This is a genomic window from Caulobacter sp. DWR1-3-2b1 (genome assembly GCF_049895765.1).
Classification (GTDB): domain Bacteria; phylum Pseudomonadota; class Alphaproteobacteria; order Caulobacterales; family Caulobacteraceae; genus Caulobacter.
Genome location: NZ_JAFCSZ010000050.1, coordinates 1 through 12,197 on the forward strand (window position 1 = coordinate 1; position 12,197 = coordinate 12,197).

Sequence of the window (12,197 nt, forward strand, 5' to 3'; positions counted from 1 at the left end):
TCGGGCATGCTTGCGCCGGGTGGTTTCGGTCCACATGTCAAATTCCGTTGTTGGTTCGCATCTCCAACAGAATCACAAGTGACTGAAATCACCCAACTTCATTTCGGGTCAGCCTCTAACGCGTCATCGTTCTCGCCTAGGATAGAGCGAGCCTCGGCGGTGAACGCGACAACCTTCAACCCGATGGACTCGGGCCCTTCGGCTCAGCCTCTAAAAATCTTCAGTAATGCCACTGCTGGGGATGCCGATCCGATATTACGGTTTGTTTGAGCCGCCTCGATGACTTCGACAAGTTCATCATATTTGTCGGCTTGTCTGTCGTTTAAGTTGGTCATATTCATGTTCCAGCGCGGGAAAGTACGGAAGTTTGCCGGCTCGTTGTACAATACTCGCGAATTTTTGTGCCTAGAATCGAGTTCTATTTTTTCATATAGCTTATCGAGCGTTGATAATGGACCTTCCAATACTTGCAAAAACCAACCGCCGTTGTAAAACAAACTACCCGTCACGTCGAGTGGCGCATTGTTTTTCTTTGCCGTTTCCTGTATCGCAGAGAGGTCTTCTGGAGACATCTTACGTGTTGCTTGGCTTATATAAACAAGTTGATTAATCGACATATTTGCATCCTATTTTTTCGTGAACCCGGTCGGATCTGACTGTACGTCGTCAGAAGTTTTGGGACCGCCGGGTCGCGGATTTATTGGAGGGTTGGCCTCGTCTGGGGTTGATATCTTGGCGGCGATCTTGCGGTGCCTGCGAGGGGTGACGCCATAGAACGGGCAGAAATGTACGTTACGGACATATGATGAACGTTGGGTGTATTCGCCCGACAAGATGGCGCAACACGGCGCACCCTACTTAGCGCAGTTGGAAGCGCGAGTTGCCGAGATTGACGCTCAAATCATTGAGCGAACGCAGGTCCGCTGACCACCCTTCTGAGAAGTTTCCAACGTCCGCTCGCGGCGCGCAAACCCGTCAGAGCCTCGCCCGCCTGGCGGCGCGCTCGGTGAGGTCCAGGAAGGCGAACACCCCTTCCCTTGCGTCGGTCGCCGGCCGGGCTCTGCGCGGTGTGAGAGCTCCACGCCCGCCCGCCGCCCGACCCGTAAATCGGCGCCAGGCGACATCTCTATCTGGCAGACTGAGCGACATCTCTAACTAGCTGCGCCAGGTCTTCGCCTACGGCGGCTACGCCGGCGACAAGCTGCGACACGCCATGGCCTGACGTGGCGACTGGAAGATCGAGATCATCAAGCGATCCGACACCGCCAAGGGCTTCGTGCTGCTGCCCCGCCGATGGGTGGTGGAGCGCACCTTCGCCCGGCTCGGCCGAAACCGCCGTCTGGCCAAGGACTTCGAGAAGACCCTCGACAGCTCAACGGCATGACTCTTCATGGCATCGGTCCAGCTCATGACCCGAAGGCTCGCAACCCTCTGATCACAATCAGAAACATTATGAGGCAGACTCTTAGTGGCGTAGACATTGCGTCAAGCTTGGCCGCACCAGTCAGGCATGTATCGACGCAGGTTCGCCAGTCGCTGAAAACTGTGCAACCAGATAAGATGAAGAAGGCGTCGACGCCGAGACCAGCTCAATCGAAGATTGCTGGTCCAAGCCATGGCGTTCCAAGGCCATTGTAATTGGTAGTGGAAGAGCACGACCCCCAGAGCCAGCGCAGAGCGGATCGAGGTCAGCGCGGGCAGACTGTTGGGGAAGGGCGTTGTTTCAAGCCCAATCTGATGAACGACTTTCATTCTAGCCCCCGCCCTCCCGCATATACGCGCGGGAGATAGGTCAGCCTCGTCTTGCTGAAACGCAGTTCCGACGGTCGTGTAAGGGGACTTGGGAACACCGGCGAGGCGCATCCGCTCTCTCGCCGGACTTACCCCAACGTGCCAGCGGCGTGTGCCAATTGAGGGGCGATAGGCGGGGGCCGCGTAGTCTTCTTGTGAGCCAACCCGTTTGGAGACTTGAGATGCGACAACAACTTTTTTGCCTTACTGGCCTGACCATGACGGCAGCGCTCTTTGCCAACAGCCCAGCTTGGGCTCACGCCCATCTGGTGAGTTCGGATCCAGCCGCGGGCGCGACCGTAAAGACGGCTCCCAAGACGATCGTATTGACGTTTAGCAACAAGGTGGTCCCGGCCTTCTCCAAGTTCAAAGTCACCATGCCTGAGCATGGCGGGATGAAGATCCCGGTGCGGACGACAGTCTCGAAGGATGGCAAGAGCATCGTTGGCACGCCGCAAACTGCTCTGGCTTCTGGCGCGTACAAGATTGTCTACACGGCGGCAGCCGCCGACGGCCACAAGATGGCGGGTGAAGTCGCCTTCAAGGTGGGCTGACGTGCTCGAGCCTGCGGTCATCGTGCTCAGGCTGATGCAATATGCAGGAGCGATGATCCTTCTCGGATCGCCGCTTTTCTTCATCTACGCCCTTCCAAGGTCCGGGGCAGCATCGGCGGCGCAGACTGCCTGGGCCCGCCCCCTGCTCGCGGGCGCCGGAGCCCTCCTGGCCATTGCCGCTCTCCTTTCGCTGCCGGTCCACGCCAGCATTCTCGCCGGCTCGATACGCGACGGCGTCAAGCCGGAGACCCTAGTGGCGGTCCTAACGGGCATGGACCTTGGCAAGGCGGCAATCTGTCGAGCGGGCGCGGCCGGGCTAGCGGCCTTGCTTGTCCTGGTGCTCAAGCCCGGCCTTCCAAGCTGGGGCCTGACGGCTGCGCTTGGGGCGGTGGCTGTGGCGAGTTTCGCCTGGATGGGCCACGGCGCCGCTACCGAGGGGCCGATCGCCCCCCTGCACCTGGCGGCCGACATTGTGCACAGTTGGGCGGCGGCCCTCTGGCTCGGTGCGCTCGCGGTTTTCGCCCTGCTGCTCCTCGCGCGGCCTGGAACGGCGGAGAGCGTGGCGGCGCTGCACCGAGCACTTCATGGCTTTTCGGGCATGGGGGCGCTGCTTGTCGCCACACTGGTTCTCACCGGCCTCGTGAACAGCGCGATCCTGGTAGGGCTCGACCGAATCGAGGGCCTGTGGCTCACCCCCTACGGACGACTTCTAAGCCTGAAAATCCTGCTGTTTATGGCGATGGTGGGTCTTGCTGCCGCCAATCGCTACCGTTTGACGCCAGCCTTGGGGCGAGCGCTCGAAACGCCTGCAACTGAAAGCTCCGCCTTAGCCGCGCTGAGCCGCAGCGTTGTCGTCGAGGCGGGGTTAGGCCTGCTGGTGCTGACCCTTATAGCATGGCTCGGGACTCTGCCCCCGCCGTCCGCCCACTAGGATACTAGGCGTGCTTGGCGAACACCCGCGTCTTGCCAGCAGGTAGCAGCAGCAGGGTGTCGTAGGCTTCCTTCCGGCCGTCCGGCATCTCCATGCCGGGAGATCCCAGCGGCATGCCTGGCACGGTCAGCCCAAGCGCTTTTGGCCGCTCTTTCAGCAAGCGGGCGATATCAGTCGCGGGCACGTGGCCCACGGTGACATAGCCGCCGACGGTGGCGAGGTGACAGGAGGACAACTCGACCGGGACCCGGTAGCGCTCATGGAGCGGCCCTACATCCTCGACCACGACAACGTTCGGCTGATACCCAGCACGCCGCATCAGCGTGATCCAGCCACCGCAGCAGCCGCACGAGGCCGTTTTGTAGACGGTCATTGGCGGGTTTGCCGCAAACGCTATCGCCGGAGTGAGCAAGCCAGCGCCGGCGAGAAGGGCTCTACGAGAAATCATGTCGGCCTCGGCAGTGTGCGGCCGCTTTCGCGGCCGCATTGGGTCAGTGCTGGTGCTGGGGCTTCGGGGCCGGCGCATCAGGGGCGGGCGCCGCTTCAGGCTTCTTGTCGCAGCACGCCATTTTGACGTCCTTGTCCTTGCAGCAGCAGTCGGCAGCAAAGGCTGCGCCGGCGCTCAAAACGGTGAGCGCGACTGCGGCCAGCGCGGATTTTGCGATAGTGTTCATGGAACTTCCCCTTGGCGCGGAACTCGATGGGTGGGGCCTGCACTGTTCCCGCCTGTTGATATACGCGCTCGGGCTCCATCGCCCCTCAACAACTCCCACAGCAACCGCCTTTTGTAGCGCTTGGGGCCGTCTCGACGGCGCGCGGGGTGTAGCCGGCAGCGCGGATCACATGCTCGATCCGCTCTGACGCGAACAAGCTGGTAACCGCGACTTGCTTAGGCCCTAGATCCACTGACACCTCGGCACGGGGGTCGAGGCCCTTCAAGGCCTGGGTGATCGCCTGAGCGCAGTGGCCGCAGGTCATGTCGTCGACTTGGTAGCGAAGCATCGAAATCTCCTTGTTCATCACCTCGCTGCTGGAGATGGGGATTCCCATGATGGGAGGGTCAAGGGGCGGCCGGAGAAATCTCAAAACCAAGCCCGCAGGCCCACGATGAACCGGGTGCTGTCCACCGCCTCGCCATGCGCGTGAGCCAGCCGTCCAGTCTCGCCGAAGGCGCGTTCGTAGGCGACGCCTATATAGGGCGCGAATTCCCGGCGGATCTCGTAGCGCAACCGCAGCCCGAACTCGCCCGTCGACAGCCCCGATCCAATGTCGCTCTCCGGGATATCCTGCGCGGCAAGCTCTAGCTCAGCGCGCGGCTGCAGGATCAGTCTCTGAGTGGGCCGCCAGTCGTAGCTGCCCTCAACCCGTGCCAGGACATCGCCCTTGCTGGAAAGGAAAACCGCACCCTCGACCTCGAACCAGTAGGGCAACATGGTGTCGACGGCGAGCGTCGCATAGGTGCGGGATCTGGGTTCCAGATCGTACCGCAATCCCACCTGCACGTCGGTGTAGCGGGATACAGCTCGCGAGTAGAGGAGTTGCACCTCTGCGCCCTCAACGCCCTCGCGGGACACCCCCTCGCCTTCGGTCTTAATGGCCAGCCGGTTGATGTCGCCGCCGTACCAGCCCTCGACTTCCCAGCCGTAGCGCTCGCCATCCGGCGCCCATTCCAGCAGGTCAGCTTGAACCTTGGAGATGGGCGAACCGCCATGCTCGTTCTCCAGCGTCGCGCGCGCCCGCTGCATCGGGCCGCTGCCAAACGTCTGGTCGGCGAGGTTGTCCACGATAACGGGCGGTGGCGCCGCATTCCCAATGGGCAGATCGACGCCCGTCCGCGCGGGGCTTGGTGGGGACATGGCATGGCCGGCGTGCGGGTCCACAGGTGCTGGCGGGAGCGCCGGCATGGTGTGCCCGGCGTGGGGATCGGCGGGCGCAGCCGACTGCGTGGGCATGATGTGCCCAGCATGAGGATCGGCCGGAGCGCTTGGAGGCGGCGCTCGGTGACCGGCGTGCGGGTCTGCAGACGCCGCGGGCGCTGGCTCAGCATGTGCAGCTTGCGGGGCAGGCATGACGTGGCCGGCATGGGGGTCCGCCGAAGCCTGGACGGGCTTGGCTGGTTGCTCCATCACATGGCCGGCGTGCGGATCTAGAGGTGCCTGGGCGGCCGCGGCGGACGCTAAGCCGGCGAGCGTCAGGACGAGGAGCGAGGCGCGCATCATACCGATGCTCCTTGCGCCGGGCGTACTTTAAAGACTTGGAACATGCCAGCGTGCATGTGGTACAGCATATGGCAGTGGAAGGCCCAGTCGCCCGTCTCGGCGGTGATGTCGAAGCTCACCTTCCCGCCTGGAGCTACACTGACCGTGTGCTTGCGCGGCATTTTGCCGACGGGCCCATGCACCAGTTCGAAGAAGTGTCCATGCAGGTGGACCGGGTGGGTCATCATCGAGTCGTTGACCAGGGTGACGCGCATTCGCTCTCCAGTTCGGAAGGAATAGGGCGGCGGATTTTCGCTGAACTTCCAGCCGTCGAACCCCCAGATGAAGCGCTCCATGTTGCCGGTCAGCCGGATCTCCAGAGCCCGCTCCGGCGGTCTCGGATCCGGGTTCGGCTCGAGGGCGATGAGGTCCTTGTAGACAAGGACGCGGTGGCCGACGCTTTCGAGGCCAAGACCCGGCTCGCCGGTCCGGTCCATCGGCATGGGCGTGATCATCTGGACGCCGGGCCCCCTCTTGATCTGAGGGGCCTTGGACCAGTCGAGCATGTTCATCGCCATGCCGCCCATGTCGCCCATCAGGTCGCCCCCCCGTTGACGCGGCGGCGCCATGCCGGGGGACGGGTTGGAGGCCATTCCGGGCATGTTGCTGTGGTCCATGCCGGCCATCGCGCCGTGGTCCATATTACCGTGGCCCGTTTCCACAGCGCCGTGCGCCTCGTGTGACATGCCCATGTCATTCATGGTCAGGATTGGCCGCCCGCGCAGTGGCGGGACCGGAGCCGACATGCCGGCGCGCGGCGCCAGCGTCGCCCGACCCATGCCCGAGCGGTCGATCGCTTCTGAGACCAGGGTGTAGGCCCGGTCCTCGGTCGGCTGCACGATGACGTCGTAGGTCTCGGCATTGCCGATCTGAAACTCGTCGACCTCAACCGGTTGCACGTTCTGACCGTCCGCCGCCACCACGGTCAGTTTCAGTCCGGGAATACGGATGTTGAAGATCATCTGCGCCGCAGCGTTGATGAAGCGCAGCCGCACCCGCTCGCCGGGGCTAAAGAGCCCGGTCCAGTTGTCGTTAGGTCCGTGCCCATTGACCAGGAAGGTCTGCACAGCGCCAGTGACGTCGGAGAGGTCGGTGGGGTCCATCAACATCCTGGACCATTCGATGCGCTCGGCCAGCGTCTGGTCCCGGCCTGCCAGGAGACCAGCGATCGTCTGGCGCTGCTGGTTGAAGACCCCACCTTGCTGCTTCAGTCGCTTGAAGATCAGGTGCGGATGCAGCTCGCTGTGGTCGGCAAGGACAATCACGTGTTCGCGGTCAAAGGCGACTGGGTCTGCCTTCGCCGGCTCGATTACGATGGGCGCGTAGTGGCCTTCGGCTTCTTGGAGCCCGGAGTGGCTGTGATACCAGTACGTCCCGGACTGAACGATCGGGAAGTCGTAGACGAAGGTCTCGCCGGGCTTGATACCGGGAAAGCTTACGCCCGGCACGCCGTCCATGTGGGATGGCACGAGGAGGCCGTGCCAGTGGATCGAGGTCTCCTCGTCCAAGGTATTGGTGACGGCGATCCGGACCCGCTGCCCCTCCTTGAGGCGCAGCATTGGACCCGGGACCGTGCCGTTGATGGTCACCGCATGGCTGGTCTTCCCATCGATGGTGACAGGCGTGTGGCCAATCGTGAGCTTGATGTCCTCGCCAGATAGCGTCGGAAGAGCAGAGAGGCTGCTTCGCTCGGCGCTCATCGCCCAGTTGGGGAGCAGCGAGCTGACCGCAGCTCCTGCGCCAAGAATGGCGCCCTGGCGCAGAAGGGCGCGGCGATCGATATCGAGAGGGAGCCTGGGCATCAGGGATCCTTGAGGAATGAACGGCTAGGCGTTGTCCGGCTTCCCACGGTGGGAAGGTAAAGCCTTGGCTCTTCTGCATGGACAACGCAGCGAGGGCGGCAAACCCCTGACTTTGACGCGCTAAATCGACGAACGGTCGAGAAGCTCCGCGAGCCGCTGACGCGCGCGATACACCCGCGTCTCGATCGTCTTGACCGTAACGCCCAGAACGTCAGCCGCCTCCTGCTGGGTGAGGTCGTCGAAGTAGGTCAGGAGCAAGGACTCCTTGAGCTTGACCGGTAGCTGGTCGATGGCTCTCTGGAATGTCGCTCGCCGTTCAACCGCCATAAGGCTGGCTTCGCCGTCCGGCTCAGGATCGCGTTGAGCCGAAGCTTCGGCGGAATGATCGTCCTTCTCACCAAGAATAAACCGCCGGACGGCGAGCCTGCGAGCGCGGTCGCGGCACTTGTTCAAAGCGATTGCGCGCAACCACACCCCAAAAGGCCGGCGATCATCGTAGCGTCCGAGCGAGCGCCAGGCGGCAATAAAGCTCTCCTGCACCACGTCGGCCGCGCCGTCGCCATCTCGCATGTAGCGTCGAACAAAGCCGTAAAGCGCCGGCTTGTGATGCTGCAGCAGCACGGCAAACGCTTGGTCCTCCCCTTCCCGCGCACGCGCGACGAGGTGAAGCTCTGCGTCCCTGTCGCCCGTCACGGCGCCGGTTCGGTAAGAGCCTTGCCGATGCGGGTGTCGAACTGCCGGGCCTGTTCAGGCGTCAAGACCGCACGCATGGCCAGCACGTGCAGAATGGTCTCCTTCTGCAGCTCGCCCATGGCCCCATGGAAGCGGTCCACCGCCGTCTGGACCTGCGGCGAGTATTCGTGCCGCGCCTGAATGGCGCGGGCGAGATCGGCGTTAGCCGCGCGAAGCTCCGCCTCGCGCGCCCGCCGGCGAACCGCGAAGGCCCGCTCCAGAATCTCGATGCGAGCCTTCTGGTCGGCGCTGAGCTTCAGCTCATAGTGCACAAACTCGTGCAGCGAGGGCTGGTGGCGCTGAACATAGATGTAGCGGGCGCCAATCCAGGTTCCGCCCATGGCGGCGATCAGGGCCAGCAATAGGGTGATGACGAGGCCGCGACTGAGGCCGCTCATCTTTGGCCATCCAGCAAGGTGGACGGCGCCAGTTTGCTATCGACCGAGAATGCGGAAATCTCCTGGGGCTGGCTCGCGACGGCCACCGCAGTAACGCCGCCGCCGGCGACGCCCAGGGCAAGCCCGCCAACGACCGCCGCCGCGCGGACAGCGTTCAGGACCGGCGCGGCCTCTCGAGCGCGCCGAATCTCGGCGATCCCGCGCCAGACCGCTTGGTCGATATGGTCGTAGCCCGGGGCCGGCGGCTCGGACCTCAAGGTTTGGATCGACCGATCCAGTGTGTTGGTCATGACGATCCCCGCACGTTGTTCCATATCTATACGCCCAGCCCACCGATCGCCCCTCAAAGACATTTGGGGTCTCCAGCGGCCGTTCTCGGCGGCTAGAAAAAGCGCTCTTGACCCTCCCATGACGGGAAGGTCTACCTGATCTGGGCAACAAAGATCAGGAGCTGCCCGATGCCCCAGACAACCCTACAGTCAATCGACATTCCCGTGCTGGGCATGACCTGCGCCAGCTGCGTGGGACGCGTCGAGCAGGCGATCGCCGCCGTCCCCGGCGTAGCACGCGCTTCTGTGAACCTCGCGGCGGGTCGAGCGCACGTGGAGTTCAATCCCGAAGGTCAGATGCCGGCCGTCGTCGAGGCTATTCGCAAGGCCGGCTACGAGCCTCTGGAGCGCACCATCGATCTCAAGGTCGAGGGCATGACGTGCGCGAGCTGCGTCGGCCGGGTCGAGCGGGCGCTTCGCACTGCGCCCGGCGTTCTGAGCGCGCAGGTCAACCTAGCGACCGAGCGGGCGACGGTCACAATGCTCGAAGGCGTTGACGCGACTGTGCTGGTCTCGGCTGTCGAGAAGGCCGGCTACCACGCCACCCCCATCCTGAAGGCAGGTCCGGACCTGTCCGACCGCGAGCAAGAGGCCCGCGCGGCGGAAATCCGCGCCCTCAGGCGCGCCGTGGTCTTTTCAGCCCTGGCGACTCTTCCTTTGTTCCTCATCGAGATGGGCCGGCACCTCATCCCAGGCGTACACCATTTGCTGGCGGACACGGTTGGCGAGCAGCCCTGGCGGCTGATCAGCTTCGCATTGGCAACCCTGGTTCTGTTTGGGCCGGGCCTACGGTTCTACCGCAAGGGCGTGCCCAACCTGATCCGGCGCACGCCGGACATGAACTCCTTGGTGGTGTTGGGAGCCACGGCGGCTTTCGCCTACTCAACGCTCGCCACCTTCGCCCCGGCCCTTCTCCCCGCCGGCGCCAACCACGTCTACTTCGAGGCCGCGGCGGTGATCGTCACCCTGATCCTGGTAGGCCGGCTGTTCGAGGCGCAGGCCAAGGGCCGCACCAGCGAGGCCATCAAGCGGTTGATGACGCTGCAAGCGAAGACTGCCCACGTGGAGCGCGACGGCGCCGTCCGCGAGATTGCAATCGCCGAAGTCGTTGTCGGCGATGTTGTCGTTGTCCGGCCAGGGGAGCGCATCCCTGTCGATGGCGAGGTACTGGATGGTGCGTCCTACGTGGACGAGTCGATGATTACCGGTGAGCCGCTACCGGTGGAAAAGCGCGCCGGGGCCGGCTTGGTGGGCGGAACGGTTAACAAGACGGGCGCTTTCCGCTTCCGTGCGACAAAGGTCGGCGCAGCGACCCTCCTGGCCCAGATCGTGCGCATGGTCGAAGCCGCCCAGGGCGCCAAGCTTCCGATTCAGGCCATGATTGACAGGGTGACGAGCTGGTTCGTGCCGGCCGTAATCGCTGCGGCGGCCTTGACTTTTGCGGCCTGGCTGGTGCTTGGGCCTAGCCCAGCGCTCAGTTTCGCCCTCGTCAACGCCGTCGCCGTCTTGATCATCGCCTGTCCCTGCGCCATGGGCCTGGCGACGCCGACCTCGATCATGGTCGGCACCGGCCGGGCCGCGGAACTGGGCGTGCTCTTTCGGCGAGGCGAGGCTCTGCAAGGCCTGCGCGATGTCCAGGCGGTGGCTTTCGACAAAACTGGCACCCTCACCCTTGGCCATCCTGCCCTGACCGACGTCATTCCCGCCGACGGGTTCACGGAGGTCGACGTGCTGAGCGCCGTCTCTGCGGTGGAGCGCAACTCCGAGCACCCGATAGCGCAAGCCATCGTCGAAAGCGCTCAAGCACGCGGCCTCGCCATTCCCGAACCCTCCGACTTCAACGCTCTGCCGGGCTTTGGGGCCGAGGCGATCGTAGAAGGTCGCCGCGTGCAGGTAGGCGCGGATCGCTACATGGAGACGCTCGGTATCTCCGTCGCGAGTTTCACGAGCCAATCCGAACAGTTGGCGCAGCAAGCCAAGACGCCCATCTATGCTGCCATCGACGGCCGGCTCGCTGCTCTTCTGGCCGTGGCGGATCCCATCAAGGATAGCGCGCCGCAAGCGCTGGCGGCCCTGAGCGCAGCGGGACTGAAGATCGTGATGATCACAGGCGACAACCGCCGCACGGCCGCGGCGGTTGGCAAGCAGCTGGAACTCGACGAGATCGTCGCCGAAGTGCTGCCCGACGGAAAGGTTGCGGCAATTGCGGCGCTGCAGGCTCGCTACGGACGCGTGGCTTTTGTCGGAGACGGCGTGAACGACGCTCCGGCCCTCGCCAGCGCCGACATCGGCATTGCCATGGGCGCGGGAACTGACATCGCCATCGAAAGCGCCGACGTGGTGCTGATGCGCGGGGACCTTCGCGGCGTCGCCACCGCGATCGACCTGAGCCGCTCCGTCATCCGTAACATCCGCCAGAACCTTGTCTGGGCGTTCGGCTACAACGTGGTGTTGATCCCCGTGGCCGCCGGACTGCTCTACCCAGCCTTCGGCCTGCTGCTTTCGCCGATGGTCGCCGCCGGCGCCATGGCCCTATCCAGTGTCAGCGTTCTGGCCAACGCTTTGCGTCTTCGGGCCTTCAAATCAACTAGGTTTGTTAGTTTCACGGCCGCTCAAGGAAGCATCGCTTGAACATCGGTCAGGCCTCGAAGGCGTCCGGCGTCACCACCAAGATGATCCGCTATTATCATGAGATCGGCTTGGTTCAGCCGGCGAGCCGCACGGACTCCAACTATCGCGAGTATGACGAGCGACAGGTCAATGAGCTGCGCTTTATCAAGCGCGCCCGCAGTCTTGCCTTCTCCATGGAGGAGATCACCCAGCTGCTCTCGCTTTGGCGCGACCGGGATCGCCCGAGCCGGGAGGTCAAAGCCATCGCCGATCGTCACCTGGCCGATCTGGACGCCCGCATCGTCGAGATGCAGGCCATGACCGATACGCTGCGCCACCTTTCGCACTGTTGCGAGGGCGACGACCGGCCAGATTGCCCGATCCTGAAGGATCTCACCAACGGAACAGAGCCGACAGAGCGTGTTGGAAAGCAGGCGGTCGCGAAGCGTATTGGATGAGGTCTTAAGCCGTTATTTGACGGCCCGGGACCAAGTTGGTTCGTCGCAACGCCGCCCGCTCAGCGGGAACGGACGCGAGGCCAGGTTGCGCCAGAGTACTAACCCGCTAGAGCCCTTTCCGACCTGATGGCTTCATCAGGGTCGGGCGAAAAGGGCTCTAAATCAGAAGTTTAGAGCACGATCCGATAACCGTTTCACGCTTATCGGATCGTGCTCTAGCGCGGGATGGGTGATTGTTCGTCGAAGATGAGCGGCGGGGTTCTCCTGTTTGAAGAGGAGCGTGGGTCGGCCACGTCCTCCTCGAGACAGGAGACGAGTGATGCCCGAAGACGCG

The 12,197-nt window shown here is 63.5% G+C and carries 13 protein-coding genes and 1 pseudogene; 5 read left to right on the forward strand and 9 right to left on the reverse strand.

All coding sequences use genetic code 11. From position 1 onward, the window contains the following. Positions 1-203: 203 nt before the first annotated feature. The gene (locus ACP69S_RS21280; RefSeq protein WP_426000644.1) at positions 204-617 is read right to left on the reverse strand and encodes a BLUF domain-containing protein; all 414 of its coding nucleotides are present in this window, start codon (positions 615-617) and stop codon (positions 204-206) included. A 542-nt stretch (positions 618-1,159) separates the two neighbouring features. On the opposite strand from ACP69S_RS21280, the pseudogene ACP69S_RS21285 reads away from it, so the two are divergent. From ACP69S_RS21285 to copD, 3 genes and pseudogenes are all read left to right on the forward strand, one after another. Next, a pseudogene (locus tag ACP69S_RS21285) lies at positions 1,160-1,384 on the forward strand (transposase); the annotation flags it as partial. Positions 1,385-1,973: 589 nt separating this feature from the next. Then, a complete protein-coding gene (copC, locus tag ACP69S_RS21290; RefSeq protein ID WP_426000646.1) occupies positions 1,974-2,345 on the forward strand; it encodes a copper homeostasis periplasmic binding protein CopC in 372 nt (123 codons plus the stop codon). Position 2,346: 1 nt separating this feature from the next. Beyond that, entirely contained in the window at positions 2,347-3,276 is a 930-nt protein-coding gene (gene copD, locus ACP69S_RS21295; protein ID WP_426000648.1) for a copper homeostasis membrane protein CopD, read from the forward strand. 4 nt (positions 3,277-3,280) lie between these two features. Here the strand turns inward: copD and ACP69S_RS21300 are convergent, their stop codons facing one another. The 8 genes from ACP69S_RS21300 to ACP69S_RS21335 all read right to left on the reverse strand — a co-directional run bounded on the left by ACP69S_RS21300 (position 3,281) and on the right by ACP69S_RS21335 (position 8,756). Continuing rightward, entirely contained in the window at positions 3,281-3,649 is a 369-nt protein-coding gene (locus ACP69S_RS21300) for a DUF411 domain-containing protein (RefSeq protein ID WP_426000650.1), read from the reverse strand. Positions 3,650-3,767: 118 nt separating this feature from the next. After that, positions 3,768-3,950: a hypothetical protein gene (locus ACP69S_RS21305; RefSeq protein WP_426000652.1), complete on the reverse strand. Its 183-nt coding sequence runs from the start codon at positions 3,948-3,950 to the stop codon at positions 3,768-3,770. An 85-nt stretch (positions 3,951-4,035) separates the two neighbouring features. After that, positions 4,036-4,278: a heavy-metal-associated domain-containing protein gene (locus ACP69S_RS21310; RefSeq protein ID WP_426000654.1), complete on the reverse strand. Its 243-nt coding sequence runs from the start codon at positions 4,276-4,278 to the stop codon at positions 4,036-4,038. Between the two features lie 80 nt (positions 4,279-4,358). After that, a complete protein-coding gene (locus ACP69S_RS21315) occupies positions 4,359-5,228 on the reverse strand; it encodes a copper resistance protein B (protein ID WP_426000656.1) in 870 nt (289 codons plus the stop codon). A gap of 263 nt (positions 5,229-5,491) precedes the next feature. Beyond that, the gene (locus ACP69S_RS21320) at positions 5,492-7,336 is read right to left on the reverse strand and encodes a copper resistance system multicopper oxidase (protein ID WP_426000658.1); all 1,845 of its coding nucleotides are present in this window, start codon (positions 7,334-7,336) and stop codon (positions 5,492-5,494) included. A gap of 120 nt (positions 7,337-7,456) precedes the next feature. Continuing rightward, complete coding sequence (locus ACP69S_RS21325) at positions 7,457-7,957, reverse strand: RNA polymerase sigma factor (RefSeq protein ID WP_426000660.1); 501 nt, start codon at positions 7,955-7,957, stop codon at positions 7,457-7,459. A 68-nt stretch (positions 7,958-8,025) separates the two neighbouring features. Continuing rightward, positions 8,026-8,466 carry a Spy/CpxP family protein refolding chaperone gene (locus ACP69S_RS21330; protein WP_426000662.1) on the reverse strand — a complete coding sequence of 147 codons (441 nt, stop codon included), beginning with the start codon at positions 8,464-8,466 and terminating at the stop codon, positions 8,026-8,028. After that, positions 8,463-8,756, reverse strand: coding sequence for a hypothetical protein (locus ACP69S_RS21335; RefSeq protein WP_426000664.1), 294 nt, complete (start codon positions 8,754-8,756; stop codon positions 8,463-8,465). Before ACP69S_RS21335 ends, ACP69S_RS21330 begins: the two co-directional genes overlap by 4 nt. Before the next feature lie 168 nt (positions 8,757-8,924). Here ACP69S_RS21335 and ACP69S_RS21340 point away from each other — a divergent pair, with 168 nt between their 5' ends. Both ACP69S_RS21340 and cueR read left to right on the forward strand, forming a co-directional pair. Next, positions 8,925-11,426 (forward strand): heavy metal translocating P-type ATPase, encoded by a 2,502-nt coding sequence (locus tag ACP69S_RS21340; protein ID WP_426000666.1) that lies wholly within the window; start codon positions 8,925-8,927, stop codon positions 11,424-11,426. Then, entirely contained in the window at positions 11,423-11,863 is a 441-nt protein-coding gene (cueR, locus tag ACP69S_RS21345; RefSeq protein WP_426000668.1) for a Cu(I)-responsive transcriptional regulator, read from the forward strand. The genes ACP69S_RS21340 and cueR overlap by 4 nt, the downstream gene beginning before the upstream one ends. Positions 11,864-12,197 lie beyond the last annotated feature (334 nt).

Bases quoted from the DNA above. Each gene is read 5' to 3' on its own strand.
- ACP69S_RS21305 (WP_426000652.1), bottom strand. From the start codon at position 3,950: ATGAACACTATCGCAAAATCCGCGCTGGCCGCAGTCGCGCTCACCGTT.
- ACP69S_RS21280 (WP_426000644.1), bottom strand. From the start codon at position 617: ATGTCGATTAATCAACTTGTTTATATAAGCCAAGCAACACGTAAGATG.
- ACP69S_RS21320 (WP_426000658.1), bottom strand. From the start codon at position 7,336: ATGCCCAGGCTCCCTCTCGATATCGATCGCCGCGCCCTTCTGCGCCAG.
- ACP69S_RS21310 (WP_426000654.1), bottom strand. From the start codon at position 4,278: ATGCTTCGCTACCAAGTCGACGACATGACCTGCGGCCACTGCGCTCAG.
- ACP69S_RS21335 (WP_426000664.1), bottom strand. From the start codon at position 8,756: ATGACCAACACACTGGATCGGTCGATCCAAACCTTGAGGTCCGAGCCG.
- ACP69S_RS21340 (WP_426000666.1), top strand. From the start codon at position 8,925: ATGCCCCAGACAACCCTACAGTCAATCGACATTCCCGTGCTGGGCATG.
- ACP69S_RS21315 (WP_426000656.1), bottom strand. From the start codon at position 5,228: ATGCCCACGCAGTCGGCTGCGCCCGCCGATCCCCACGCCGGGCACACC.
- ACP69S_RS21300 (WP_426000650.1), bottom strand. From the start codon at position 3,649: ATGACCGTCTACAAAACGGCCTCGTGCGGCTGCTGCGGTGGCTGGATC.
- copC (WP_426000646.1), top strand. From the start codon at position 1,974: ATGCGACAACAACTTTTTTGCCTTACTGGCCTGACCATGACGGCAGCG.
- ACP69S_RS21330 (WP_426000662.1), bottom strand. From the start codon at position 8,466: ATGAGCGGCCTCAGTCGCGGCCTCGTCATCACCCTATTGCTGGCCCTG.